Annotated in this window: 25 protein-coding genes; 15 read left to right on the forward strand and 10 right to left on the reverse strand. The window is 66.3% G+C overall.

Annotation, left to right across the window (positions count from 1 at the left end; genetic code table 11):
* Positions 1–304: 304 nt before the first annotated feature.
* Complete coding sequence (gene fusA / locus HBF26_RS11420; protein ID WP_167126163.1) at positions 305–2,344, forward strand: elongation factor G; 2,040 nt, start codon at positions 305–307, stop codon at positions 2,342–2,344.
* An 89-nt stretch (positions 2,345–2,433) separates the two neighbouring features.
* Here the strand turns inward: fusA and HBF26_RS11425 are convergent, their stop codons facing one another.
* Entirely contained in the window at positions 2,434–2,982 is a 549-nt protein-coding gene (locus HBF26_RS11425) for a type 1 glutamine amidotransferase domain-containing protein (RefSeq protein ID WP_167126166.1), read from the reverse strand.
* Positions 2,983–3,083: 101 nt separating this feature from the next.
* A complete protein-coding gene (locus tag HBF26_RS11430) occupies positions 3,084–3,566 on the reverse strand; it encodes an SET domain-containing protein (protein ID WP_167021922.1) in 483 nt (160 codons plus the stop codon).
* 157 nt (positions 3,567–3,723) lie between these two features.
* On the opposite strand from HBF26_RS11430, the gene HBF26_RS11435 reads away from it, so the two are divergent.
* From HBF26_RS11435 to HBF26_RS11445, 3 genes are all read left to right on the forward strand, one after another.
* A complete protein-coding gene (locus HBF26_RS11435; RefSeq protein WP_167126169.1) occupies positions 3,724–4,224 on the forward strand; it encodes a hypothetical protein in 501 nt (166 codons plus the stop codon).
* Between the two features lie 30 nt (positions 4,225–4,254).
* The gene (locus HBF26_RS11440) at positions 4,255–6,030 is read left to right on the forward strand and encodes an acyl-CoA dehydrogenase C-terminal domain-containing protein (RefSeq protein ID WP_167126172.1); all 1,776 of its coding nucleotides are present in this window, start codon (positions 4,255–4,257) and stop codon (positions 6,028–6,030) included.
* Between the two features lie 181 nt (positions 6,031–6,211).
* Positions 6,212–6,688, forward strand: coding sequence for a GNAT family N-acetyltransferase (locus HBF26_RS11445; RefSeq protein WP_167126175.1), 477 nt, complete (start codon positions 6,212–6,214; stop codon positions 6,686–6,688).
* 79 nt (positions 6,689–6,767) lie between these two features.
* Here the strand turns inward: HBF26_RS11445 and HBF26_RS11450 are convergent, their stop codons facing one another.
* Positions 6,768–7,526: a SapC family protein gene (locus HBF26_RS11450; protein WP_167126178.1), complete on the reverse strand. Its 759-nt coding sequence runs from the start codon at positions 7,524–7,526 to the stop codon at positions 6,768–6,770.
* A 272-nt stretch (positions 7,527–7,798) separates the two neighbouring features.
* Between HBF26_RS11450 and HBF26_RS11455 the strand changes: the two genes are divergently transcribed.
* Entirely contained in the window at positions 7,799–8,401 is a 603-nt protein-coding gene (locus HBF26_RS11455) for an HNH endonuclease (RefSeq protein WP_167126181.1), read from the forward strand.
* Positions 8,402–8,505: 104 nt separating this feature from the next.
* Positions 8,506–10,401 carry a 1-deoxy-D-xylulose-5-phosphate synthase gene (dxs, locus tag HBF26_RS11460; RefSeq protein ID WP_167126183.1) on the forward strand — a complete coding sequence of 632 codons (1,896 nt, stop codon included), beginning with the start codon at positions 8,506–8,508 and terminating at the stop codon, positions 10,399–10,401.
* A 6-nt stretch (positions 10,402–10,407) separates the two neighbouring features.
* Here dxs and prmC read toward each other — a convergent pair whose 3' ends face one another.
* Positions 10,408–11,226 (reverse strand): peptide chain release factor N(5)-glutamine methyltransferase, encoded by an 819-nt coding sequence (gene prmC / locus HBF26_RS11465; RefSeq protein ID WP_167126186.1) that lies wholly within the window; start codon positions 11,224–11,226, stop codon positions 10,408–10,410.
* Between the two features lie 38 nt (positions 11,227–11,264).
* Between prmC and HBF26_RS11470 the strand changes: the two genes are divergently transcribed.
* Complete coding sequence (locus HBF26_RS11470) at positions 11,265–12,167, forward strand: alpha/beta hydrolase (RefSeq protein ID WP_167126189.1); 903 nt, start codon at positions 11,265–11,267, stop codon at positions 12,165–12,167.
* A 189-nt stretch (positions 12,168–12,356) separates the two neighbouring features.
* Here the strand turns inward: HBF26_RS11470 and HBF26_RS11475 are convergent, their stop codons facing one another.
* The 4 genes from HBF26_RS11475 to HBF26_RS11490 all read right to left on the reverse strand — a co-directional run bounded on the left by HBF26_RS11475 (position 12,357) and on the right by HBF26_RS11490 (position 16,879).
* A complete protein-coding gene (locus HBF26_RS11475) occupies positions 12,357–15,038 on the reverse strand; it encodes a M1 family metallopeptidase (protein ID WP_167126192.1) in 2,682 nt (893 codons plus the stop codon).
* A 106-nt stretch (positions 15,039–15,144) separates the two neighbouring features.
* Positions 15,145–15,504 (reverse strand): DUF1428 domain-containing protein, encoded by a 360-nt coding sequence (locus HBF26_RS11480; RefSeq protein WP_167021911.1) that lies wholly within the window; start codon positions 15,502–15,504, stop codon positions 15,145–15,147.
* 95 nt (positions 15,505–15,599) lie between these two features.
* Positions 15,600–16,142: a carboxymuconolactone decarboxylase family protein gene (locus HBF26_RS11485; RefSeq protein ID WP_167126195.1), complete on the reverse strand. Its 543-nt coding sequence runs from the start codon at positions 16,140–16,142 to the stop codon at positions 15,600–15,602.
* Positions 16,143–16,330: 188 nt separating this feature from the next.
* Positions 16,331–16,879, reverse strand: a complete 549-nt coding sequence (locus HBF26_RS11490) for a peroxiredoxin (protein ID WP_167126198.1) — start codon at positions 16,877–16,879, stop codon at positions 16,331–16,333.
* Positions 16,880–17,013: 134 nt separating this feature from the next.
* On the opposite strand from HBF26_RS11490, the gene oxyR reads away from it, so the two are divergent.
* Both oxyR and HBF26_RS11500 read left to right on the forward strand, forming a co-directional pair.
* Entirely contained in the window at positions 17,014–17,973 is a 960-nt protein-coding gene (gene oxyR, locus HBF26_RS11495) for a DNA-binding transcriptional regulator OxyR (RefSeq protein WP_167126201.1), read from the forward strand.
* 16 nt (positions 17,974–17,989) lie between these two features.
* The gene (locus HBF26_RS11500) at positions 17,990–18,595 is read left to right on the forward strand and encodes a hypothetical protein (RefSeq protein ID WP_167126203.1); all 606 of its coding nucleotides are present in this window, start codon (positions 17,990–17,992) and stop codon (positions 18,593–18,595) included.
* Positions 18,596–18,619: 24 nt separating this feature from the next.
* Here HBF26_RS11500 and HBF26_RS11505 read toward each other — a convergent pair whose 3' ends face one another.
* Both HBF26_RS11505 and HBF26_RS11510 read right to left on the reverse strand, forming a co-directional pair.
* A complete protein-coding gene (locus HBF26_RS11505) occupies positions 18,620–19,138 on the reverse strand; it encodes an adenine phosphoribosyltransferase (protein ID WP_167021906.1) in 519 nt (172 codons plus the stop codon).
* A 28-nt stretch (positions 19,139–19,166) separates the two neighbouring features.
* Positions 19,167–19,439, reverse strand: a complete 273-nt coding sequence (locus HBF26_RS11510; RefSeq protein ID WP_167126206.1) for a putative signal transducing protein — start codon at positions 19,437–19,439, stop codon at positions 19,167–19,169.
* An 88-nt stretch (positions 19,440–19,527) separates the two neighbouring features.
* Between HBF26_RS11510 and HBF26_RS11515 the strand changes: the two genes are divergently transcribed.
* The 6 genes from HBF26_RS11515 (at position 19,528) to phnD (ending at position 26,301) form a co-directional block, all read left to right on the forward strand.
* A complete protein-coding gene (locus HBF26_RS11515) occupies positions 19,528–21,255 on the forward strand; it encodes a glutamine--tRNA ligase/YqeY domain fusion protein (protein WP_167126210.1) in 1,728 nt (575 codons plus the stop codon).
* Positions 21,255–21,812, forward strand: coding sequence for a nucleoside deaminase (locus HBF26_RS11520; protein ID WP_167126213.1), 558 nt, complete (start codon positions 21,255–21,257; stop codon positions 21,810–21,812). Before HBF26_RS11515 ends, HBF26_RS11520 begins: the two co-directional genes overlap by 1 nt.
* A gap of 16 nt (positions 21,813–21,828) precedes the next feature.
* Positions 21,829–22,536, forward strand: a complete 708-nt coding sequence (locus HBF26_RS11525; RefSeq protein ID WP_338039669.1) for a TVP38/TMEM64 family protein — start codon at positions 21,829–21,831, stop codon at positions 22,534–22,536.
* Positions 22,537–22,610: 74 nt separating this feature from the next.
* The gene (locus HBF26_RS11530; protein ID WP_167126216.1) at positions 22,611–24,527 is read left to right on the forward strand and encodes an ATP-binding response regulator; all 1,917 of its coding nucleotides are present in this window, start codon (positions 22,611–22,613) and stop codon (positions 24,525–24,527) included.
* Positions 24,528–24,616: 89 nt separating this feature from the next.
* Positions 24,617–25,303: a LuxR C-terminal-related transcriptional regulator gene (locus tag HBF26_RS11535; protein WP_167126219.1), complete on the forward strand. Its 687-nt coding sequence runs from the start codon at positions 24,617–24,619 to the stop codon at positions 25,301–25,303.
* A gap of 2 nt (positions 25,304–25,305) precedes the next feature.
* The gene (gene phnD / locus HBF26_RS11540; RefSeq protein ID WP_167126222.1) at positions 25,306–26,301 is read left to right on the forward strand and encodes a phosphate/phosphite/phosphonate ABC transporter substrate-binding protein; all 996 of its coding nucleotides are present in this window, start codon (positions 25,306–25,308) and stop codon (positions 26,299–26,301) included.
* Positions 26,302–26,354 lie beyond the last annotated feature (53 nt).

Genomic DNA, 26,354 nt, shown 5'->3' on the forward strand with positions numbered 1-26,354 from the left:
GCTGCGGTGATCCTGTAGCCGCACTGGAAAAGTCGAACAGCATAGCGGCGGTCCGCTAAACCCAGCGTAAGCCCTCGGGCTCAGACCATGGCAGCCACAGAAGATTCCCGGCCCACTTGATTCCCGAGGCAGGAAGGAGAACGCTTGGGCCCGGGTCCACGCCCAACCACCGCCATGACCGTCCGACCTCCGGACGACCGTGACGGCCCGCCATCGTCACGCCCGGGGGGTGTGCGAGAAGGCGACGCCGATCATGACGCCGCGTTCCCCCGCGCCACCCCTTCCACAAGAGGAGGGTCGCATCGTGTCGCCATCCACGGAATGTATCCGCAGCCTGGCTCTCGCCGGCCACGCCGGCGCAGGCAAGACCACGTTGTTCGAAGCCATGCTCCACGCCGGCGGCGCACTCACCGGCATGGGCAGCATCGAGCGAGGCACCACCGTTTCAGATACCGATCCCATGGAAAAGGCCCGAGGCCACTCCATCGACGCGTCGGTGGCATCCATCGAGCGCAACGGCTTCCGCATCCACCTCATCGACACACCCGGCTATGCCGATTTTCGCGGCCCCGCCCTCGCCGCGATGGATGCCGCGGATACGGTGGCCATCGTGGTCAACGCCGCCAACGGTATCGAACACGGCACCCGCAGCATGATGGCGCACGCCAAGGAGCGGGGCCTCGCGCGCATCGTCATCGTCAACCGCATCGACGCCGATGGCGTGGACCTGCCGGCACTCGTGGACGCGCTTCGCGAGGAATTCGGCAACGAATGCATGCCGCTCAACCTGCCCGCGTCGAAAGGCCGTTCGATTCGCGACGCCTTCTTCCAGACGGCCGGGGACACCGACTTCTCCTCACCTGGCGAAGCCCACCAGCGCATCGTCGACCAGGTCGTGGAGATCGACGACGAGGTGATGGAGCACTACCTGGAAGCGGGGGAGTCCTCTCTTACCGCTGCCGAAATGCGCGACGCCCTCGAACATTCCCTGCGCGACGGCCACCTGGTGCCCATCGTGTTCGCCAGTGCGCGCGAAGGCGTCGGCGTGGCCGAATTGCTCGACCTCGTGGAACGCATCCTCCCCTGCCCGAGCGAAACGAATCCGCCCCCGTTCCGCGATGCCGACGACGCACCGTTCGCGGTGACGGCCGACCCGGAAAAGCATGTGGTCGCGGACGTCTTCAAGATCGTCAACGACCCTTTCGTCGGCAAGCTCGGCGTGTTCCGCGTATGGCAGGGCACCGTGCGCAAGGACTCGCAACTGCTGGTCGACGACGGACGCAAGCCGTTCAAGGTTGCGCACCTGTTTCGCCTGAAGGGACGCGACCATGTGGAAGTGGACGAAGCGCTGCCGGGTGACATCGCCGCCGTGGCGAAGATCGAGGACATCCATTTCGACGCCGTGCTGCACGATGCGGCGGACGAAGGCCACATCCGCCTGGAGTCCGCTTCCTTTCCGACACCGATGTATGGCCTCGCCGTGGAACCGGCACACAAGGGTCAGGAACAGAAGCTGTCACAGGCCCTGGCGAAGCTGGCGGAGGAAGACCCCTGCTTCCGCGTCGAGCACCACAAGGAGTTGAACGAGACCGTGGTGCGCGGCCTGTCGGACCTGCACCTGAAGCTGATGCTCGAGCGCATGAAGTCGCGCTACGACGTCGATGTCGTCACGCGCCCTCCGCGCATCGCCTATCGCGAGACGATCGCCGCGGGCGCGGAAGGCCATCACCGGCACAAGAAGCAGACGGGCGGCGCGGGCCAGTTTGGCGAAGTGTTCCTTCGCGTCGAGCCGCTGGACCGTGGAAGCGGCTTCGTCTTCGACGACGAAACGAAAGGAGGCGTGATCCCCGGACAGTTCATGCCGGCCATCGAGAAAGGCGTGAGGCAGGCGCTCGACGCGGGTGCGATCGCGGGGTATCCCATCCAGGACGTGCGCGTGATCGTCTACGACGGCAAGCACCATCCGGTGGATTCCAAGGAAGTGGCTTTCATCAGTGCCGGGCGCAAGGCCTTCCTCGACGCCGTGTCGCGCGCACGGCCGCAAGTACTGGAACCGGTGGTGGACCTGGAGGTGTCGATTCCCGATCACTACGTGGGCGACGTCACCGGTGGCCTGGCGTCGAGACGCGCCCAGATCATGGGTACGGATTCTTTACGTGGCGGGGAAACGCTGATCAAGGCCCGCGTTCCGCTGGCCGAACTCGTCGACTACCCCACGCAGCTCAAGGCGATGACGGGCGGCCTGGGCCGCTATGCCATGGCGTTCAGCCACTACGATCCGGTGCCGCCTGGCGTGCAGAAGCGATTGGCGGAGGCGTGGAAGCCAAAGGCCGAGGAGGACTGACTGTGGGAGCCGCCATGGCGGCGAGGGCAAGTACCAGCGGTCGGTAACGTGCCTCGCCGCCATGGCGGCTCCTACAGGATGCGGTGCGATCAGGCGGCCGCCAGGGCCTCGATCACCGCGTTCGCGAAAGCGGGGATGTCGTCGGGTTTGCGGCTCGTGATGAAGTTCGCGTCCTTCACCACCTCGCTGTCCTCCCACTTCGCACCGGCGTTCTCGAGGTCCTTCCGCACCGACGGCCACGAGGTGACCTTGCGGTCCTTCACCAGACCCGCGTTGATCAGAGTCCAGGGCCCATGGCAGATCGCCGCCACCGGCTTGCCGGCCTCGGCAAACTGCTTCACAAGGCCCAGTACCTTTTCGTCAGTGCGCAGCTTGTCGGGATTGATGACGCCACCGGGCAACACGACGGCGTCGTAACGGCCGGCGTCGGCCTTCTCGAGCTGCACGTCGACCGCGACGTCCTTGCCCCAGTCCTTCTTGTCCCAGCCCTTGATGCTGGAGGCGTCGCCGGGCGCTATCACGTCTACCGTGGCGCCGGCTTCCTCGAGAAGCCGCTTCGGCTCGGTAAGTTCGGACTGTTCGAATCCGTCGGTGGCGACGACCGCCACGCGGCGGCCATCGAGTCGTTTGTTCGCCATGGGGAACTCCTTCGGGGAATGTTCCGCGCAGTGTGGCGAACGGCCCATCAGGAGGATGTCGCGGTGTCGTCGGCATCCCGTGGGCAAAGGTGAAGGCGGGATCAGTCCGCCTTCTTGCGCTTCGGCTTCAACATGGTGCCGATGCACTTCGGCGAGCCGCAGCGGCAGGCCCAGATCTTCTTGAGACGGGCCGTGTGCGGCATGTCGAGCGTGATGCCGTAGTCGTAGACCAGTTCCTCGCCGGGGGCGATGTCGCGGATGGCCTCGATCAGCACGCGATCGTGCTTGGACGGCTTTCCTTCCACGGCTTCCTCGATCAGGGCCTGGCAATTGGGATCGCACCCGTGGTTGATCCAGCGGGCCACGTTGCCGTGGCTGTTGCCGTCGACGATGTAGCGTTCGTTGAGCGTGAAGAGGAACGTGTGTCCGGTCTCACCACCGTCGCCGTAGCGCTTGTCCGCCTGCGCATGGGTGATGCGATCGCCCTTGTATTCGATGATCTCTTCACCGGCCTTGATCGGTGCGGTGGCAAAAACGCCATTTCCATGGATGGGCGAACGTCGTGCGGCGATGCGTCGGGTCATTGTGAAATCGATACGGAGGAATAATCCCGGATGATGCCTGCTCGCTCGCCGCTTGGGAACCGCGTTTGAAACGCCCGGCTCGCGCGCACGCCTCGCCGGGCGCTACCATCGAACGACCGTTCGACCTCCAAGGGCACTTCAACCGGAAGCCATGGGAATGACTCCGATCGTACGCCAACCGTTCCTCCGTGCCGCGCTGCTCGCGGCCGTCGCTCTCCTTGCCGCTTGCGGTCCCGCCAGGAAAAGCGTGTTTCCGCCCGCGGTCACCCTGCAGGAAGTGGCCGCCAAGCCCGGCGGCCCGTGGCACGTGACCCTCCGCATCCGCAACAACAGCTATGGCGGCATGTCCTTCGATACGTTCCAGGGCACGCTGCGCGTGGGCGATCTCGGCGGCGTGCTGCTGGACGCGAAGATCGACCAGGACATCCCCTCGTTCGCCGCCGACGTCGCCACGATCGACCTGCTGCCGACGCCGGAAATGTCCAAGGCGCTTGCCGAGCTCGCCGGGAAGGGCAGCTCGGGTGCCCTCCCCTACAGCATCGACGGGCGCATCACCGCCACGCCGGAGAAAGAGAAGGAATCGCATTCCTATCCCGTGCGCGGCAAGAGCTGGCTCTCCCCGGTGCCCGGCATCCCCGACACCTACCGTTCGCCCTGACCCGCCACCGACCGCCGTACAGGATTCCCCATGACGCTTTACAAAGCTCCGCTCGATGACATGCGTTTCGCGCTTTACGACGTGCTCGGCGCCGAAGCCGTACTCGGCCGCCTCGAGGGCGGCGAGGCACACACGCGCGACCTCATCGACGCCGTGCTCGACGAAGCCGCCCGCTTCAACGAGCAGGTGCTGGCCCCATTGAACGCCTCGGGTGACGCCGAGGGTTGCCATTACGACAAGGGCAGCGCCACGGTGACCACGCCCGCGGGCTTCAAGGAGGCGTACCGTCAGTACGCGGAAGGCGGCTGGGCGGGCCTCACCGCGCGCGAGGTGTTCGGCGGGCAGGCCCTTCCCGCCGTCGTCGGGGCGCTCACGAAGGAAATGATCGATTCGGCCAATCTGGCCTGGGGCATCTATCCCCTGCTCTCGCACGGGGCCACCGATGCGCTCGAACACCACGGCGACGACTGGCAGAAGGAGGTCTTCCTGAAGCCGCTGGTGGAAGGCCGCTGGACCGGCACCATGTGCCTTACCGAACCGCAGGCCGGTTCCGACCTGGGCCTGTTGAAGACACGCGCGGAACCGAACGGCGACGGCAGCTACCGCGTCACCGGCACCAAGATCTTCATCAGCGCGGGCGAACACGATTTCGCCGATAACATCGTGCACCTCGTGCTGGCCCGCCTCCCTGACGCACCCGCCGGCAGCCGCGGCATTTCCATGCTGGTGGTGCCCAAGTTCAAGGTGGACAAGGACGGCGCCATGGGCGAGCGCAACGCCGTCGCCGCGGGCGCCATCGAACACAAGATGGGTATCAAGGGCTCGGCCACGTGCGTCATGAACTTCGACGAGGCCGAAGGCTGGCTCATCGGTCCGCCGCACAAGGGCCTGATGGCGATGTTCACGATGATGAACGCGGCACGCCTTGCCGTCGGCATCCAGGGGCTCGCGGTGTCGGAGCGTGCACTGCAGAACAGCCTGCATTACGCCCGCGAGCGCTTGCAGATGCGCGCGCTCTCCGGACCGAAGCTCCCCGACAAACCGGCCGATCCGCTCACGGTCCATCCGGATGTGCGCCGCATGCTCCTGACCCAGCGCGCGTTCGTGGAAGGCGGCCGCGTGCTGGCCGCCTACGCGGCCCTGCAGGGCGACATCGAGGCCCGCGCGGCGGACGCGCAGGAGCGCAAGGCGGCCGGTGAACTGCTCTCCTTCCTCATTCCCATCGCCAAGGGCCTGCTGACCGAGGCGGCGCAGGAATGCACGAAGGAAGCCCTGCAGATTTTCGGCGGGCACGGTTACATCGCCGAGCACGGCATGGAACAGTTCGTGCGCGACGCCCGCATCATCACGCTGTACGAGGGCACCACGCAGATCCAGGCGCTCGATCTGCTCGGACGCAAGATCATGCAGTTGCAGGGCGCCGGCCTGAAGCATTTCCTGGGCGAGATATCCGCCTTCTGCCAGGCGAACCAGGCGAACGATGCCGTCAAGGCGTTCGTAGGCCCCCTGGCCGTGGCCGCGAAGACATGGGGCGACCTTACCCAGGCCATTGCGCAATCGGCCCAGGCGAATCCGGAAGAACTCGGTGCGGCCGCCGTGGATTACCTCTACTTTTCCGGCTACGTCACGCTCGCATACTTCTGGGCCCGGAGCGTGCTGGCCGCCGAAGGCGCCCGCCTCTCCGCCGAACGCCGCCAGGCCAAGCGGGACACCGCCGCCTTTTACTTCGCCCGCATCCTCCCGCGCATCCACGTGCACAAGGCGGCGATAGAGGCAGGCGTGGCGACCCTGCCGGAACTGCTCTGAGGGCCTGCACCCGTAGGAGCCGCCATGGCGGCGAGGGGAACATGCCTCGCCGCTTCAAGGGCGCTGTCGGCTTCTCGCCGCTATAGCGGCTCCTACACACGACCGGGGCTTTCCCCCGCCCGCGCGAAGGTGTAGAAAAAAGGCTCTGCCCGGACCTTCGACCGAGACGGTGCCCGAAACGATGAGTGATTCCCCGTTCCTGATCCGTCTCGCCGAGAGCGACGACGACGAATTCATCCTGGGTCTGCTCCACCGCTTCGTCGACTTCCCGCTTCCCAACGGGCGCACGCGCACCGATTGCCTCAAGGGCATCGAGGCCGACCTCGTGAAGCACCTCGACGAGCAGCCGTCCAACAGCTACATCTTCGTCGCGGAGAACGAAGACGGCGAGCCGGTGGGATTCGTACACCTGCAGAAGACGAAAGACTTCTTCACCCACCGGGACAACTGCCACATCTCGGACATTGCGGTGGCCGAAGTATACGAAGGCACCGGCGCGGGCAAGTTCCTTCTCGACCATGCGTATGCGTGGGCCAAGGAACACCGTTGCCAGTTCGTCACGCTGGCCGTATTCCCAGGCAACGAACGCGCCCGCGACATGTACGCGAAGCACGGCTTCGATACCGACCTCATGAGGCTGGCCAAACCCGTGAAGTAGGCCGGCCGCCCCGCATGGCGGGGAAGCCAAAAAAAAACCGCCCCGAGAGGGGCGGTTTTCTTGTGCGAATCGCGGAAACTCAGGACTTTGCCGTCGCCGTTTCCTGCTGTTCGCGGGCGTCGAGACGCGCGGCCATGCGGTCGATGTTGGCCAGCGACACGAGATGCGCGTAGATCCAGCCCAGAGCGCCTTCGCGCAGGAACTCCTGTGCGGTCTTCTCGTCCAGGGCGCGCAGCTTTTCCTCGTTGATGACGAAGAGGCCGTTGAGGTTGATGCCCTTGCCTTCCTTCTGCAGCGTGATGGTGCGCGGCTCGAGCAGGTCGTGCTCGCGCAGCTTACCCATGAACCACTGCGTGCGGGCCACGTGATCCTGGAATTCGCCCAGGAAGTTCACGGCGTTCGTGAGGGCCGGCGCATCGGTGCCGTCCTCGTTGAACAGACGCTCGCCTTCCTCGTTGTTGAAGCCTTCATAGGCCTCGTCGAGGAACACGGTGAAGTCGTCGCCTTCGGTGCCCGCCGGCTTCTCGGCCAGCACGAACGGATAGCGGCGCACGAAAGCCGGGATATAGATACCCTGCTCCCAGAAGCCGTTGTCGCCGACGAGCAGGTTTTCACCCTGGCGCAGGCCCAGGAGCGCCATCGGACCGGCTTCCTCGATGGAGTTGCCGGCGAAGAGGATCGGGAAGTCGCGCGCGGCGGGCGCGAACTCGACGCCGGTGAGCGGCACGGAGTGCGCTGCGGCGGCGAAACGGATGTTGTTCACGGCCTTGAGACGCAGGTCGCGGTGGGCGGTGCGGTTCAGCGGAACCGGACGCTCGTAGAAAAGCACTTCTGCCACTGTGTAACCCTCATGGACCCGTCGGACCTGGGAAGCCACCCCGGCCCCCCTTCCAAACCCGCCGGGCTCGAATGCGAACCCCCACTATAGCAGTGGCCGATGACAGGAGAAGCCCCGCAAGAAACGTACCTGCCGAATGCTTTTCCTTCGCGATTATCGGCTATGCTCGGGCCAAAGCCCCCACAGGGGGCCGGGATCGGAACTCCGATCCGCACGGAGTTCGGCTTGCTGGAACGCTCTTTCGCTTATGTGAAGGACGAGACACGATGACGATGGAAGTGCTCCAAGACGACCTGCCGAGGGTCACCGCGCTGCACGCCACGCGGGTGCTGTCCCTCGATGCGGCGGGCCGTATCCTGGATTGGATCAGTTGGCAGGACGCCGTCTGCCTTTATGTCCGGGGCGTGGTGGCCTGGACCCTTGGCGAGCCCTGCGTCACGGTGCGCGGCGGCATCAGCCGGGCCAGCGGGCTGCGCAGCAGCCTCGAACTGCATCCGATCGTGGCCAGCACGGGCCACTGTCGCGAGCACGCCATCGACCCGGCACCGGCGCTCACGAATACCGCCCTCTTCGCCCGCGACCGGCACATCTGCCTGTACTGCGGCCACCAGTACACCCGCCACGAACTCACCCGCGACCATGTGGTTCCGTTGTCCAAGAAGGGCGCCGACGAGTGGGAGAACGTGGTCAGCGCCTGCCTGGCCTGCAACCTGCGCAAGAGCAACCGAACGCCGCAGCAGGCCAACATGCCGCTCCTGGCCGTCCCCTACCGCCCGAGCTGGGTGGAGCACCTGATCCTGTCCAACCGCAACATCCTGGCGGATCAGATGGAGTTTCTGGTCAGCCATCTGCCAAGGGACCGGCGGCCGGCTTAGGGAATCGCGCGGCTCCCGCGGTTTCGGCACCAGGCCGCTCTTTGCCGGACACCGTTCATCTATTGTCCCTTGCCCCGCCTCCTTCGGAGGCGAACAATAGGGGAATGAACGACCTTTCCCGCTATCCCTATCTGGCGCAGATCGATTCGCCAGAGGACCTCCGGCGCTTTCCGGTGGACGAACTTCCGGCCATCGCCGACGAACTGCGCCGTTACCTGATCGAGGCCGTGGCCTCGTCCGGCGGCCATTTCGGGGCGGGCCTCGGCGTGGTGGAGCTCACCGTGGCCCTGCACCACGTGTTCGAGACCCCGCACGACCGCCTGGTGTGGGATGTCGGCCACCAGTGCTATCCGCACAAGATTCTCACCGGGCGGCGCGACCGCATCACGACGATCAAGAAGAAGGACGGCCTCGCGCCCTTCCCGCGTCGCGAGGAAAGCGAGTACGACACCTTCGGCGTGGGCCATTCCTCCACGTCGATCTCCGCCGCGCTCGGCATGGCCGTGGCGCTTCAGCGCCGCGGCGACCCGCGCAAGGTGGTGGCCGTGATCGGTGACGGCGCGATGACCGCCGGCATGGCCTTCGAAGCCCTGAACCACGGCGGCGACATCGAGCCCAACATGCTGGTGATCCTCAACGACAACGGCATGTCGATCAGCGAGAACGTGGGCGCAATGACGAAGATGATGGCGCGCGCCATGTCCAGCCGCACGCTCAACGCCTGGCGCGAGCGGGCGAAGAAGGCCATGCCGCGTGAATCCCTGTTCGGCCGCTTCTTCAAGCGCTGGGAAGAGCACGCAAAGGGCATGTTCGTGCCCTCCACGCTGTTCGAGGAACTCGGCTTCCACTACACCGGGCCTATCGACGGCCACAACATGGCCCAGCTGGTGAATGCGTTGGAGACGGTGAAGGCCCTTCCCGGCCCGCAATTGCTCCATGTCATGACGACCAAGGGCAAGGGTTACGAGCCCGCCGAGAAGGCGCAGATCGAATATCACGCGGTCGGCCCGTTCGACCCGGTGGCCGGTCTCGTGAAGAAGGGCGCGCCGGCCAAGCCGACGTATACCGACGTCTTCAGCGACTGGCTCTGCGACATGGCCGCGGCCGACGAGCGTCTGCTCGGCATCACTCCCGCCATGCGCGAGGGCTCGGGCCTCGTCCGCTTCTCGAAGGAATATCCGCAGCGCTACTTCGACGTGGCGATCGCCGAGCAGCATGCGGTGACGCTCGCCGCTGGCATGGCCGTGGAAGGCGCGAAGCCGGTGGTGGCGATCTATTCCACCTTCCTCCAGCGCGCGTACGACCAGGCCATCCACGACGTGGCGCTGCAGAATCTCGATGTCACCTTCGCCATCGATCGCGCGGGCGTCGTCGGTCCGGACGGCGCCACGCACTCGGGCAGCTTCGATCTGTCCTTCATGCGCTGCCTGCCGAACATGGTGATCATGGCGCCGGCCGACGAGAACGAATGCCGCACCATGCTCAGCACCGGCTTCCACTACGACGGTCCGGCCGCTGTCCGCTATCCGCGCGGCACCGGTCCCGGCACGCCGTTGTCTGCCACGCTGGACACCTACCCCATCGGCAAGGCCGAAGTCCGCCGCCGTGGCCACCATGGCCTCGCCATCCTGTCCTTCGGAACGATGCTTGCGCCTGCCGCGGTCATCGCGGCCGAAGTGGACGCCACCCTTGTAAATATGCGTTTCGTGAAGCCGCTGGACGAGGAGCTGATCCTCGAACTGGCACGCACGCACAAGGCGTTCGTCACCATCGAGGACAACGCCATCGCCGGCGGCGCCGGCGCGGGCGTGGCCGAGTGCCTCGCGGCACACGGCATCACCCTGCCAATCCTGCATCTCGGCCTGCCCGACGTGTATCTCGAACATGGCAGCCGCGAGGAAGTGCTCACCATGGCAGGGCTCGACCTGCCGCAGGTGCGCCACGCCGTCCGGAAGCGTTTTCCGCAGTTCTGCGCCACGCCGGTGGCCAGCGCAAGCTGAGCGCGATCAGCCCGCCCGCGCGCCGGTAACCCGGTCGCGGGCTTCCAGATCCTGCACGGTAAACGCGTCGGTCAGCCCCTCGCCGCTGAAGATGTCGCGGACCGAGGCAGCCTGGTTCCAGCCGTGCTCCACCAGCAGCCATCCGCCGTCCGTGAGGTGCTCACGGGCGCCGTGCGCGATACGGCGGATATCGTCGAGGCCATCCGGACCGGAAGCCAGGGCTGACGATGGCTCGAAACGCAGGTCGCCTTGATCCAGGTGCGGGTCGCCGGCTTCCACGTACGGCGGATTGCTGACGATCACGTCGAATCGCTGATCGCCCAGCGCGGCGTACCAGTCGCTTTCCGTCATGAGCACACGCCCCAGCCCGAGTCGTTGTGCATTGCGACGCGCGACGACGAGGGCCGCCACGCTTGCATCGACGGCCGTCACGTCGGCATCGGGACGCTCGCTGGCGATCGCGAGCGCGATGGCGCCGCTGCCCGTGCCCAGATCGAGTACGCGACCGCCCTCGGGCAAGCGCACCAAGGCCTGCTCCACCAGCAGCTCTGTCTCGGGACGGGGGATCAGCGTGGCGGGCGTCACCTCCAGGGGCAACGACCAGAAATCCCTGCGACCGAGGATGTACGCGACGGGTTCGCCTTTGGCGCGACGGGTGAGCAGCGCCTGGAAGTTGGCGGCGCGGGCCTCGTCGATGCGGTCTTCGGCGTGCGCGAAGAACCATGCGCGATCCACGCCGAGCGCATGCGCCAGCAACAGTTCGGCTTCGAGGCGGTCGCCCAGCGCAGCGGAAGCCTCGCGCAAGATCGTGCGGATATCGGTCATGCAGCGATTCTAACGGGCCGGGCCCCTACAATGCCGCGATGCGCGCCCTTGCCATCCTTCCCGCCATCCTGCTGCTCGCCGGTTGCCACGCCACTTTCTTCGGCGCGGTGAACGCGTTGGAGCCGGGCGCGCATGTCGTTGCCCACCGCGACAATGTGTTCGATGCAACGGAGAAGCTTTCGCTGGACGTCTATACGCCGGCCCACGCCGACCACGCGCCCGTCGTCGTCTACTTCTATGGCGGCGACTGGACCACCGGAAAACGGCAGTGGTATCGGTGGATGGGCGAAGCACTGGCGGCGCAAGGCATGGTGGCGATGATTCCGGATTACCGCCACGCCCCCGCCGTGCGCATGGACGGCTTCCTGCACGACGGCGCGGACGCCGTTCGATGGGCGCGCGATCATGCGGCGGAATTCGGCGGCGATCCGTCGCGCCTCTTCGTCATGGGCCACTCGGCCGGCGGACACATCGCCGCGATGCTCGCCACGGACAAGCAGTGGTTGGGCACTGTAGGCATGAAGCCCCGCGACCTCGCCGGTTTCATCGGCGTGGCGGGCGCCTACGATTTCCTGCCCCTGGACGAGCCCAGGTATGTCGCCATGTTCGGCGACACACCCGCGGAGCAGGCCAAGTCGCAACCCATCAACTTCGTCGATGGCGACGAACCCCCTGCGCTTCTGCTGCAGGGCGAGGAAGACACCGAAGTGTTTCCTTCCGAGGCCATATCCATGGAAGGGCTTTACCGCCAGATGGGTGAGCCTGTGGCCTTGAAGCTGTATCCGGGGCTGGGACACGAATCGCTTGTCTTCGCCCTTGGTCCGCTTCATCGCAAGGCGACGGTGATGCAGGACGTCGCGACGTTTGTGCGCCGACAATCGGCGACGTCTCGTACAACCGAGACAAGCCACGCTGCACCGGATCTGCAGGAGCCGCTATAGCGGCGAGGAAACCTGGCGATAACGCCGCATCTGGCCGTGTGGGAGCCGCTTCAGCGGCGAAGGGTGCTCGCGGCAAGCTTTCCCGCTGCCGCGGGATCGCCGGCAAAGCCGGCTCCCACATTGGGTTCTGGCACAAAAAAAGCCGGGCGATCGCTCGCCCGGCTTTTCGCTACACGCAATGACGAAGGATCAGCGCAGGATGGCCTTCGGGTCCTGCTTGGCCTTCTGTGCCGAGCACAGGAGGATTTCCTCGCTGGTCTGGGCAAGGCCGCGTTCCGCACCGCTCACCTGGTTAAGGCGCGGCTTGAAGAACGCGTTCAGGCGATCGGCTTCGGCCTTGGAGCAACCGCCGCCGCCGGCCAGCGCCGGCAGGCGACCGCCGGCGAAGCTGCCCGTGCGCTCCACGATCTTGTCGTAGTTCGCGAGGAACCACTTCCACATCTGCGCGCGCGATGCTTCCGTGTCGCGGCCGCCGCGCAGCACCATGGCCATTTCGCCCACCTTCACGTCCTTGCTGAGCGCAAAGTCGCGAGCCTTGTTCGCCAGCGTCGGGTCCTTGATGTCGGCGAGGGCCGAGAGCATGGCATTGCGCTTTGCCGGGTCCGAGGTCTTCGGGATCTCCGCGATCAGCGCATCGACGGCCGGTGCGCCACGCTCCTGCACCGCCACGCCCAGGGCGTCGCCGAGCAGGTCGGCATCGGCGGCCTCGAGGTCGAGGTGACCGTCCTTCGTCTTCAGCGCGGCGTCGCCCTGCTTCAGGAGTTCAGCGCGCACTTCGGGCACGCCGATGTCCTTGTCGGCCAGGAAGCCGGCCAGCGTGGTACGCGTGATCGTGTCGTTGTCGGGCTCGCCTGCCTTCTTGCGGAAGCCGAGTTCCTTCAGCTTCGGCAGGTAGGCGTCGGTGGCCCACTTGCGCAGGTGCTCGCGCTGGGCATCGGTCTGCGCTTCGTTCGCGAGGATCCAGTGGAAGGTGCCGATCGGTGCCGTGAACACCTCGCGGGTCTTCGCTGCGGTGAGCGGCTTGTACGCGGCAAGCACGTCGCCGGCGTCGAGTTCGCCATGCTGGAATCCGGCGCGAACCGCGTCGGCATAGGCCAGCTGTTCGGCATCGCTCAGGCTGCCCACCACTTTCGAAAGCGCGGCGAGATCGGCCTTGCTCTGCGCGAAACGGTAGTAACCGCGGCCGTCGGCGTTCGGCAGTACCCAGCTGTTCTTCGCTGCACCGTCGAGCACCATGGTGCCGGTCGCCTTGTCGAACAGTTCGCACTTCACCTTGTTGCCGCCACCTTCCGTGCCGTAGCGCACGCACATCGGCACGCCCCACACGCGGTTGGCGTCGCCGGCGCTGCCCAGCGGCAGGTAGCGGCTCTGGGCCAGATGCAGCACCGTCTTGCCACCCTCGGTCTTCACCTCAGTGGCTACGTAGGGCACACCGGACTGGTCGAGGAAGCTGCGGAAGGCCTTCTTGAACGCGTCGCCCTGACCCGCGGCCTCGGCAATGGCGTCGATCAGGTCGTCCGCCGTTGCGTTGGCGAACTTGTGCTTCTGGATATAGGCACGCATGCCCTTCTGGAACACCGGATCGGTGACGTAACCCTCGAACATGCCGAGAACGGCCGCACCCTTCTGATAGGTGATGCCATCGAAGGCGGTTTCGATATCGCCGTTACCCGTGATCGGCTGGCGGATCTTGCGCGCGCTCACCAGGCTGTCGTTGTTCATGGCGCCCTGCGCACCACGCACGCGATCGAGGTCGGCGCGATATTCCGGGTGCACCTTGATCGTGACCTTCTGCTGCATCCAGGTGGCGAACGCCTCGTTGAGCCAGAGGTCGTCCCACCACGCCATGGTGACGGTGTCGCCGGTCCACTGGTGGGCCAGCTCGTGCGCGTTGACGTTGAACGAGCCGCGCACGTACTGCGCGGCGGAATCCGGATCGATCAGCAGCAGCCAGTCGCGGAAGGTAACGAGACCGGCGTTCTCCATGGCGCCCGCGCTGAAGTCGGGCGCGGCAAGCAGGTCGAGCTTGTCGTACGGATACCCGAAGCCGTAGTAGTCCTCGAGCGTGTGGATGATGGAGTTCGTCTCGCCGAGCACGTGCTGCATGCGATGGCCCTCGCCCTTCGCGGCGATGCCGCGCAGCGGGGTGGCCGTGGAGCGGTACTGGGTCGGCGTGATGTCCGGCCCCTTCACCACGTCCCACGGACCCACGGCAAACGCGACCAGATAGGTCGGCAGCGGCTTCGTGGTGGAGAAGGTCAGCGTCTTCCAGCCCGCGCCTGCCTTCTCTTCCTTGATCTGGGCGGTGTTGGCCACGCCCTGGTCGTCGGAAGGAATGGTCAGGCTGATGTCGAACGGCACCTTGAACGAGGGCTCGTCGAAGCCCGGGAAGGCGTAGCGCGCCGACACCGGTTCCATCTGCGTCATCGCATAGGGGATGCCTTCATGCGAGACCTTGTAAAGGCCCTGCAGCTGCTTGTTCAGCGGCGCAGTGAAGTCGATGGCGACGGTGATCTCACCTTCGAGCTTCGCACCCAGGTCGACCTTGGCGACGCCTTCCTTCTCGGCGGCCACGGTGTACTTACCCTGGTGCTTCTTGCCGGCGGCATCGGTGACGGTGACCTTCGATACCTTCAGATCCTTGCCGTGCAGCCAGATGAAGTCCGAGGCCTGCGCGAGCTTGATGCGGATCGTCGTGGAGCCGGAATAGTCCTCCTGCTTCGGGTCCACCTTGAAAGACAGCTTGTAGGACTCGGGCTGGGCCCAGGTGGGCAGGTGGCCGAGGGGCGCGGCGTCCGTGCCGGCGGCAAGCGCGGCGCCACAGCAGGCGGCGAGCGCGGTGAGAACGAGGGGACGGACGAAACGACGCATGGCAGGTGGGACTCCCTGTGGGTAATCCCTCCATCGTGGGAACAGGGGTGACTTTCGACACGTGCCAGAAGGCACCCCCGCTTTCGCTGCAGTGCGTCAGGACTTACTAGAATTCCACGATGGGCTTGAACCCGCCGAAGAACATGCGCTTGCCGTCAAAAGGAAGGTTCTTCGGATCGGCGAAAGCTGCAAGCCTCGGATCCTCCATCACTTTCTTCATGATGCGGTCGCGATCCCGGCGGTTCTTGTAGACGATCCAGGAGAACACCACGACCTCGTCCGGCTTGAGCTTCACGGATTGGGGGAAGGACGTGACCTTGCCGGGCTTCACGTCGTCCGCCACACACTCGGAATACGCGAGAGCGCCAAATTCCATCCATATCTTGCCTGCGAGACGGGCCATCTTCTTGTATTCGCCCAGCCGGGCGACAGGAACCGGAGCTACGAAGCCGTCGACATAACTCATGACCAACCCTCCTCGCATGGATGTGCGCGGAGCGTCTCGCACAAAGAAGAAAGGCCGCGTTAAACGCGGCCTTTCCCAGAAAACCTACGGACTGCTCAGCCTGCGGCGTCGGCCTGTTCGAGCACCACGGCCACCGCATGGATCACCGAAGCGATGCGCACCGCGCTCTGGATCGCCTGCACACCGATGCCGCCTTCGCGCAGCACGCGGTCGTGCGAGTCGATGCACATGCCGCAGCCGTTCACGGCCGACACGGCAAGCGACACCAGTTCGAAGTCGTTCTTCGCATCGCCCTTGTAGCCGCCGATCACGTTCATGCGCAGCTTCGCTGGCAGGGTCTCGTATTCCGGGTGGCTCACCAGGTGCTGGAAGCGGTAGTAGATGTTGTTCATGCCCATGATGGCGGCCGAACCCTTCGCGGCCGTCAGCTGCTCGGGCGAGGCGTGTTCGGCTGCGAAAGCCGCAATGGCCTCGGTCAGCGGCTTGAAGCGGGCCGCATAGGCCGAGCCAAGCGCGACCATGGCGATCTGGGCCATGTTCAGCCCCGGTGCGCCCGTTTCGGTCAGCACCGTGTCGAGGTTGAGCTTGAGATCTTTCGCATATTCGGGAAGCTGGCTGCGCAGGTCGGCGACGCTCATGAATGCACCTTTGTCTTCTGATCTTCAGGATAGGGGCACGGAATGTCTCGGCGCCGGCGGCACCGGTTCACGTGGGTACGCGAAGGGCGTGTATCGGGGAATAAGGGGGCGGTGAAGCGGACTTCACCGCCAGGGTGCCCACGCCGCGCGTGAGGGAGGGGGGACGCGGCGTGGGACTTTGACTTGCCTTAGGCGACCTTCAGGGTCTCGTCGCCGGCCTTCCAGTTGCAGGCGCACAGCTCGTCGGTCTGCAGGGCGTCGAGGACGCGCAGCACTTCGTCCGGGTTACGACCGACCGAACCGGCCGTGACGTAGGCGAACTGGATGTCGCCGTTCGGATCGACCAGGAAGGTGGCGCGCTGGGCGACGCCCTCGTCGGTCAGGATGCCGAGAGCCGTGGTGAGCTCCTTCTTGATGTCCGCCAGCATCGGGAACTTGAGGTCCTTCAGATCGGCGTGATCCATGCGCCAGGCGCGATGGACGAACTCGGAGTCGGTCGACACGGCCAGCACCTGGCAGTCGCGGTCGGCGAACTTCTCGTTCAGGTCGCTGAAGCCCTTGATCTCGGTCGGGCACACGAAGGTGAAGTCCTTCGGGTAGAAGAAGACGAGCTTCCACTTGCCCTCATAGGACTTGTCCGTCACGTCGACGAAAGCGTCCTCGATCTTGTTGGCGAGCGGGCCACCGGCCACGGCCTTCAGGTTGAACTGGGGGAACTTGTCGCCAATGCTCAGCATTTAGACTCTCCGTTAAGGGGGGTTGGTTGAACTTCTACGACCAAGCTTACTGGCCTGGTACACATATTCCAAATCGATTGTAGGCATGAATGTGATAGGCTGCACCTATCACGAGCTCCTTCGAGGCAGCCACCATGAACCTCCGCGACCTGTCCTACCTCGTCGCGCTGGCGGAGTATCGCCACTTCGGCCGCGCGGCCGAAGCGAGCTTCGTCAGCCAGCCCACCCTCTCTACCCAGATCCGCAAGCTCGAGGACGAGCTGGGCGTGGCGCTGGTGGAACGTACACCGCGGAAAGTCCTCCTGACGGAAACGGGACGTGAAATCGCCCGGAGGGCGCGCGGCGTGCTGTCGCAGATCGACGAGATCAAGTCCATCGCCCAGCGCACGCGCGATCCGGAATCGGGCACCATCCGCCTCGGCATCTTCCCCACGCTGGGTCCGTACCTGCTGCCGCACGTGGTCCCGCGCCTGCGCCAGCAGTTTCCGCGGCTGGAACTCCTGCTGCGGGAGGAAAAGACCGAACAGGTACTGCACATGCTGCGCGAGGGCACGCTCGATGCGGGTATCCTGGCCCTGCCCGTGCATGACGACTCCCTGCACACCGAGTTCCTTTTCGAGGAGCCTTTCGTGCTGGCGGTGCCTGGCGGGCACCCCTTGGCGTCCCGCGACAGGCTCCGCATGGAAGACCTCTCGGACCAGGACCTCCTGCTGCTGGAGGACGGGCACTGCCTGCGCGACCAGGCCCTCGAGGTATGCCACCTCGCCGGTGCCGGCGAGAAGTCCGGGTTCCGCGCCACCAGCCTGGAGACGCTGCGGCAGATGGTGTCGGCCAACGTCGGCATCACCCTCCTGCCCGCCCTTGCGGTGAAACCGCCGGTCGCGCAGTCGCCTGACGTGCAGCTCGTGGAGTTCGAGGCGCCCGCGCCCAGCCGTCGCATCGCCATGCTCTGGCGCAAGAGTTCCGCGATGACGCCGTTCTTCGAGGCACTGGCGGCAGTGATCCGCGACCTTCCCGCCGGTCTCCTGGACACGCGCAGTTGTGGCACGGGTCAACCGGGCGCCGGCACAGCCGTTGCCTTTCCCACCTCCTGAACGGTCCCGCCCACCGATGCGCGTCTGGCTCGTCCTCCTGCTCCTGGTCTGTACCTGGGGCGGTTATTCCTGGTGGAAGCACCGGCCCCTGCACAACCAACCCGGCGTCCTCGCCGCCGAAGTACCGGAACAGGAACCCGTCGGCGGCGGCACCACGCTGAGCCGGGGGCATTTCACGTTGAGCCCTCGCGCCACGTTCGCGATGACGGCCCGGGTGCTGTCGCGCGAGGACTACCAACTGGACGACCTCGCGCCGATCGCCCCGACCGACCTCGCGCTGGGCTGGGGACGCATGTCGGACAGCGCGGTGCTGGACCATATCCGCATTTCGCAATCGAACCGCTTCTATTACTGGTACACGGATCAGTTCCCGATTCCCCGCCACGAGATCGAGGATTCGAGCGCGAACATGCACATGATCCCGGCCAACGACGAGGCAGCCCGCGCGCTGCGCGACGTGCGTACCGGCGAAGTCGTCCACGTCGAGGGCTTCCTCGTCGACGTGAAACGTGACGACGGCTGGCACTGGAATACCTCGCTGACGCGCGAGGACACCGGTGCCGGCGGGTGCGAGATCGTGTTGGTCGAAAGCCTGCGGGACGAGGCCGTCGCGGCCCAGTGAGAGCCCTGCCCCAGGGAGGGGTCCCTAGGACTGGATCAACACGTGCAGCGGCACGTGGCCCGGCCAACGCGCGCGACCATTCAGACCGGCCAGTTCGATAGCGACGCTGGCGCCGACGACTTCCGCACCCAGGCGCTCCACCAGACGGCGCGCGGCTTCCAGGGTGCCGCCCGTGGCGAGCACGTCGTCCACGATCACCGCCTTTTCGCCCGGGGCAACGGCATGCGTGCCGATCTCCAGGCGGTCCAGGCCGTACTCCAGGCCGTAGTCGACGCCGACCACCGGCGGCGGAAGCTTGCCCGCCTTGCGCAACGGCACGAATCCGGCGCCGAGCGCCCGGGCCATGGCGGCACCGAAGATGAAGCCGCGCGACTCGATACCGCAGACGGCCCCGATGTCCCGGCCACGCCACGGCTCGCACAGCGCGTCGATGCACGCCGCGAACGCGGCCGCGTCGGCGAGCAGGGGCGTGATGTCCTTGAACATGATGCCGGGACGCGGAAAGTCCGGTACGTCGCGGACAAGGTCGAGAAGAGCCTGCATGGGGTTCCTGGCAAGGTGGCGCGGGCGCTCAGGCCGGCAAGGTGAGCGAACCGAAGCCGTCGTCGGAGGCCGCGGCCGCGCGAGCCTCGGCCAGCCGGGCATCGACCTGGCGCACGATGCCTTCCGCCGCTTCGGCCGCGGCTTCCGGAACCATCACGGCGAGGAAGTCGCGGGCCGGCAACTGCCCCACCGCGCCGGTGAGGAACTCGCCCGCGATGAACGCGGGGATCTCCGCACGCTCGAGCGCATCCTTCACCAGATGGGCGTCGATGAGGGATTCGGCGTGGTAGGCGATACGCATGGCAGCACGCTACCCCGCGGGCAGGGCGCTCGGCAAGCTCCCTAGGGTAAACTCAGCGTTTTGCCGCGCCCCACCTCCGAGCCCCGCGATGTCGACTGAAACGCCCGTCCTGCAGCAGCACTTCATCCGCCAGATCGTCCGGGACGACCTGGCCTCCGGAAAGCATGCGCGGATCCGCACCCGGTTCCCGCCCGAACCGAACGGCTACCTGCACCTGGGCCACGCCAAGTCGATCTGCCTCAACTACGGCCTTGCCGCCGAATTCGGCGGCCTGTGCAACCTGCGCTTCGACGACACCAATCCTTCCAAGGAAGACATCGAGTTCGTCGAGGCCATTCAGCGCGACGTGAAGTGGCTGGGCTTCGACTGGGCGGAACTCCGCCACGCATCGGATTACTTCGAGGTGTTCTATCGTTCGGCGCTGAAGCTGATCCGCCTCGGCGTGGCCTATGTGGACGACCTCAGCGCGGACGAAGTGCGCGAGTACCGCGGCACGCTGACCGAACCCGGCCGCAATTCGCCGTATCGCGAACGCAGCGTGGAAGAGAACCTCGACCTCTTCCAGCGCATGCGCGCAGGCGAGTTCGCCGACGGCAGCAAGACGCTGCGCGCGAAGATCGACATGGCGTCGGGCAACATCAACCTGCGCGACCCGGCGCTGTATCGCATTCGCAAGGTGCACCACCAGAACACCGGCGACGCGTGGCCCATCTACCCGATGTACGACTTCGCGCATTCGCTGTCCGACGCGCTGGAAGGCATCACCCATTCGCTGTGCACGCTGGAGTTCGAAGACCATCGCCCGCTGTACGACTGGTGCGTGGACAAGGTGGATCTCGCGAACGATCCCGAACTGTGGGAGCCGCTGGTGAAGGCCGGCCTGCCGACCTCGCCGAGCAAGCCTCGCCAGATCGAATTCTCCCGCGGCAACCTCAACTACACGGTGATGAGCAAGCGCAAGCTCATCACGCTGGTGGCCGAGAACCTCGTGGACGGCTGGGACGATCCGCGCATGCCCACCATCGCGGGAGTGCGCCGCCGCGGCTTCACGCCCGCGGGCATTCGCCTCTTCTGGGAGCGCATCGGCGTCAGCAAGCAGAACAGCACCATCGACATGAGCGTGCTCGAAGGCGCCGTGCGCGAAGACCTCGACGGCACGGCGCCGCGCCGCCTGGCCGTGATCGATCCGCTGAAGCTGGTGATCACGAACCTCGACGAAGGTCATGCCGAGTCGCTGACATTCCCGAACCATCCGAAGGACGAATCCTTCGGCACCCGCAGCGTGCCGTTCTCGCGCGAGCTGTGGATCGAGCGCGAAGACTTCGCCGAAGTGCCGCCGAAGGGATTCCATCGCCTGAAGCCGGAAGGCGAGGTGCGCCTGCGCGGTGTCGGCATCGTGCGCTGCGACGAGGTGGTGAAGGACGCCGATGGTCAGGTGCTGGAACTGCGCTGCACGCTCGACCCGGAAACCCGCACGGGCATGCCGGGTGCGGACCGCAAGGTGAAGGGCACCATCCATTGGGTGAGCGCGCGCGACGCGGTACCCGCGATCGTCCGTCTGTACGACCGGCTGTTCGACGTCACCGATCCGGACGACGACAGCGACGGCAAGACGTACAAGGACCACATCAACCCGCACTCGCGCCGCATCGTGCACGGCTATGTGGAACCCGCTGCCGCCGCTGCGATGCATGAAGACCGCATGCAGTTCGAGCGCCTGGGTTACTTCGTGGCCGACATGCACGACCACACGCACGCTGCGCCCGTCTTCAACCGCGTGGTGACGCTGCGCGATTCCTGGGCGAAGCAGGCCTGATGCTGTACGCGCAGGTACATCTCACCCTTCCCGCCTGGGTGCACGAGGCGGTGAACACGTCGGTGGATTACGCCGGGGACGACGCCAAGGTCGGCCTGGCCGTCGAGTTGTCGGGGCTCAATGTCGACCTCGGCACGGGTGGTCCGTTCGGCGCCGTGGTGTTCGACGGCAACGACCGTATCGTCGCCGTGGGCGTCAACCGCGTGGTGCCGCACAACTGCTCGGCCGCACATGCCGAGATGATGGCGTACATGACGGCCCAGCAACGTCTGCAGCGGTTCCGCCTCAACGAAGACGGCAACCGCTTCATCCTCGCGACCAGCTCGCAACCCTGCTGCCAGTGCTTCGGTGCCACCGTCTGGGCGGGCATCGACGAATTGCTGATCGGCGCACGTGCCGAGGACGTGGAAGAACTCACCCCCTTCGACGAAGGCCCCCTGCCGGAAGATTGGGTGGGTGAACTGGAGCGCCGCGGCATCGCCGTGCGTCGAGATATCCACCGCGACAGGGCGCGCGAGGTGCTGCGCCGCTACGGCGAATCGGGCGCGGCGTATTGAGCCCGGACCAGGCCCGGTGAGTCGCCGCTGGCGGGCACTGCTGCCGCTGGGCCTGCTGCTTCTGGGTGGCATGGCCTTCTTCGCCAGCGGCGCCTTCGACCGCTTCGAACCGCATCGGCTGCTGGCCGACGAAGGACACCTGCGCTCCACCATCGCGGCGCATCCGTTCATGGCGCGCTTCCTGTATTCGGCCCTCCTGGCCGTGGCCATCGCCACCGGCGTGCCGGGCACCATCGTGATCGTGCTGGCCGGGGGCCTGCTGTTCGGCGCGGTGCAAGGCACGGCACTTTCGTCGGTGTCGCTGGTGCTCGGGTCGCTGGCGCTCTATCTCGCCAGCCGCTACGCGTTCGCTGCCGGCCGCCGGGCGCCGCCGGCGCTGGCGCAACGGCTTCGTGCGCGATTCGCCGCCCACCCGGTCACCTACGCCCTTGCGCTTCGCTTCGTGCCCGTGGTGCCCCTGGGCGCCATGACCGTCGCGCTGGCGTGGCTACGCTGCCCGCTGTGGCTGTTCATCGGCGCCACCTGGCTCGGCGGCACCGTCTCGCTGTTCGTGGAGAGTTCCGTGGGGGCAGGCGTGGGCGAGACCTTCGCGGCGGGCAAGCCGGTCAGCGCGGCCGGATTGCTCGACCAGCGCATCCTGCTGCCACTGGCCGCCTTCGCCGTCCTGACGGTGCTGCCGCTGGCGGTTCGAACCCTGGCGGCGCGCCTGCGCCGTCGCACCTGACACCCGCCCCCGTCGATCTGCGCTAGGCTAATCCCCTCGCGCCGCCTGGAGGGGCCGCGCCAGGGGAACCCGCAATGCGAGACGTATCAACTCCATGGCTGGAAAAGGTCTGGCGACGCACATCGCTCGTGCAGCGCCTGACCTGTGTCGCCCTCGTTCCGACCGCCATCAGCGCCGTGCTCCTGGTCACGCTGCTCACGCGGCACCAGATGGACACCCTGCACGAGATGGGCCGTTCCACGGCGGACGCCATCGCGCAGCAGGCCGCCACCGTTTCCGGCGATGCGCTCCGGACCGGCGAGCGGCGCGAGCTGGGCCGGATCGCCCAATCCATCGTGCAGTTGCCGCAGGTGTCGCGCGTGCGCATCAGCGACCGCGACGGCGAGATCGTCGCCGACCGCGTGAACGGCTCCATCGCCAGCGGAAGCGACGACGACAGCCTCACGGTCGCCCGCGAAATCCTCGACCCGCTCACGCGTCGCGCGGTCGGTTCGGTGATCGTGGACGTGAGCGTCGAGGACGCCGTTGCCGCGCAGCGCGCCAGCGTGCACAACGCGCTGGTGTGGCTGGCGCTGAGCCTGCTGATCGCGGTGATGATCGGCTGGTCCACGGCGCGCTGGCTGAGCGCGCCGTTGCGCAACCTCGCCATCGCGGTACGTCAGCTGGGCCTCGGCGACCGCACGGTGGTCGTTCCCGTCACCGACGACACGGAAATCGGCGATCTGCAGCGCGGGTTCAACGGCGCCGCCTCCAAATTGCTCCACGCGCAGATCGGCATGGAGCGCGAGATCGCGTCGGCCACCGACGAACTGGCACGCAAGAACGCGGCACTGGAAGCGGCCAGCGTCGCGAAGGCGCGTTTCCTCGCGGCCGCCTCGCACGACCTGCGCCAGCCGCTTTATGCGCTGACGCTGTTCTCGTCCGGACTCGCGGTCGACGAATACGACCCCGTACGACTGAACCGCATCGCGCACATCCAGGAATGCGTCGAGTCGCTCGACCACCTCTTCGGGGAGCTGCTCGACCTTTCCCGGCTCGAGACCGGTGCCATGCCCGCGGCGGTGCGCGACGTACCGTTGGACGAGGTCTTCGAGGAAGTCAGCGTCAACTTCCGCATGGTGGCGGAGCAACACGACCTGCGGCTCGTGGTCCGCACCACCCGCCTCTGGGTCCGCTCGGACCGCACCATGCTCGCCCGCATCCTCAACAACCTGGTGAGCAACGCGCTGCGCTACACGCGTACCGGGGGCGTGCTGGTGGGCGCACGTCGGCGGCTGGACGGCACGGTACGCGTCGACGTCTGGGACACCGGCCTGGGTATCGCCAAGGAACATCTCCAGCACATCTTCGACGAGTTCTACCGCGTGGAGGGCGGGCCCGATACCGGTCGCCCGGAAGGCACGCGCCGCGGCCTCGGTCTTGGCCTTTCCACCGTGCAGAAGCTTGCCGGGCTGCTCGGCACCCGCGCCACGGTGCGCTCCCGGCCGGGAAAGGGCACGCTTTTTTCGATCGTCTTGCCGGAAGTGCAGCCGGGCACGATGGAGATCGCACCGACGCCTCCGCCGGATCCGGCCATTCCCCGCGACATCGTGGGCATGCGCGTGCTCGTGATCGACGACGAGCCCACCATCCTTGCCGGCATCAGTTACCTCCTCGGCAGCTGGGGTTGCGAGGTCGTGACGGCCGAGGACGCCCAGCAGGCCATGGAGGCCGTGCACCAGTGGATGCAACCGCCCGACATCGTCATATCCGACCTGCGCCTTCGCGAAGGCACGGGCCTGGATGTGATCGGGCAACTGGATCGCTATTACCGCCGTCGCCCCGGCGACCCGCCGCCGTTCGCGCGCGTACTCATAACAGGCGAAACGCGCGGCGAATTCCTGCACCACGTCGACCAGAGCGATACCCGGGTGCTGTTCAAGCCGGTTTCGCCGGAACGCCTGCATGAGGTAATGGTTTCTGCCTGGACTGTCCATCGGGCAGCCGTCTGAGCCGGATGGCCGGCTTGCCGACGGGAGCCCGGAGGACTATGGTCCGTTGCATGGGGTAGCTCGCAAGCCTTGGCGGGCGGAGGATGGGCATGCGTGTACTGATCGCTGACGATCATCGGCTGATCATCGAGGGCGTGAAGCTGAAGCTTCGCGAGCTGGATAAGGACGTCGAATTCGTCGAAGCCGAAACGATCAAGGATCTCCACCGGCGGCTGGAGGAATTTCCCCTGCCCGACGTGGCCCTGATCGACATGGCCATGCCGGGGGCCGATGGCGTCGAACACATCAAGTTCGCGGTGAAGGCCCTGGGCGCATCGGCCGACGACGGCGATTCGCGCGGCCATCCGGTCATCGTGCTGTCCGGCACGGAAGACCCTTCCGCCATCCGCCATGTGCTGGATCTGGGCGTGCAGGGTTACATCCCGAAATCCTCGCCTCCCGACGTCATCCTCAATGCCGTAAGGCTCGTGATCGGGGGCGGCATCTATGTGCCGCCCGAGGCGATGAAGTCGGCCGCCGCCACCGTGGCGCCCACCTTCGCGCTGTCGCAGGGCAACGACGGGCTCACCACGAAGGAGCGTCTGGCCACGGTGCTCACCGACCGCCAGATCGACGTCCTGAAGCTGCTGGCGAAGGGGCGCCCGAACAAGCTCATTGCGCGCGAGCTGCAGATCAGCGAGGGCACGGTCAAGATCCATCTGGCCGCGATCTTCCGCGCCCTGCATGTGCGGAACCGGCTCGAGGCGCTGGTCGCCGCGCAACACCTCGGCGACTGACGATGCGCGCGTGGCTGGCCTCATGGCTGGTCTGCGTGCTTGCCGCCGCGCCCGTCGCGGCCACATCGCAAGGCGACATCGATCCGGCCGCCCCGCTCACGTTCGGCATCCTCCCCATCGGTGGCCCCGCGGAATCGCTGGAAGCGTGGCGCCCGATGCTCGACGACCTGCACAAGGCGATCGGCCGGCCGGTGCGCGCCGTGTCTGTCACCACCTATGAAGGTATCGCCCAGGCGATCAGCGAACAGCGAGTCGACATCGCCTTCCTTTCCGGGCGGCTTGCGCTGGACGCTGTCACGCAACAGAACATGCAGGTGATCGGGCGCCTCACCCGCGGCGACGGTTCGCGCGGCTATCGCGCCGTGCTGGTGGTGGCGACGGATTCGCGCCTGCGCAGCCTCGATCAGCTTTTCGCGCGTGCCGGCAAATGGCGCTACGCACGCGGCGAGGCGCTTTCCGTGTCGGGTTATCTGGTGCCGGAGACGCAACTCTTCGCTGCGCGGGGGGTGGATTCGGATACGTTCTTCGCCAGCGTGCACGTGGACAACCATCAGAACAACGCGCTGGCCGTCAGCAATGGCGAGGTGGACGTGGCCACCAACAACACCGCCGACCTCGAACGCTTCCAGCAGCACTTTCCCGAGCAGTATGCCCGCCTGCGCATCCTGTGGACCTCGTCCCTCATCCCGCACGCGGTGATCGTCATCCGCAACGATCTGCCGCAGGCCCTGCGTGCGCAGGTCGCCGCCTTCGTGACCGGCTACGGCAAGGGCAAGGACGGTGCGCGGGAGGAGGCAAACCTCAAGCGTATCCACGATATCAGCGGGTTCGCCCCGGCCGACAATGCCGACCTGATTCCCTTTGCCGACATCGAATACGCCCTCGAACAGCGCCGTGCCACCAGTGCGCAGTGGGTGAGCGAGGCGGCCCGCGACGCGCGCTTCCGCAAGATCCGCGGCGACCACGACAACCTGATCGCACTGCTGCGCGGAAAGTGATAGGCCGAACGATATAGGCCGCCGGGGTTAGCTCCCCTTGTCTATCGCGCGCT

Origin of the sequence: Luteibacter jiangsuensis, assembly GCF_011742555.1 — a bacterium.
Taxonomy (GTDB): Bacteria; Pseudomonadota; Gammaproteobacteria; order Xanthomonadales; family Rhodanobacteraceae; genus Luteibacter; species Luteibacter jiangsuensis.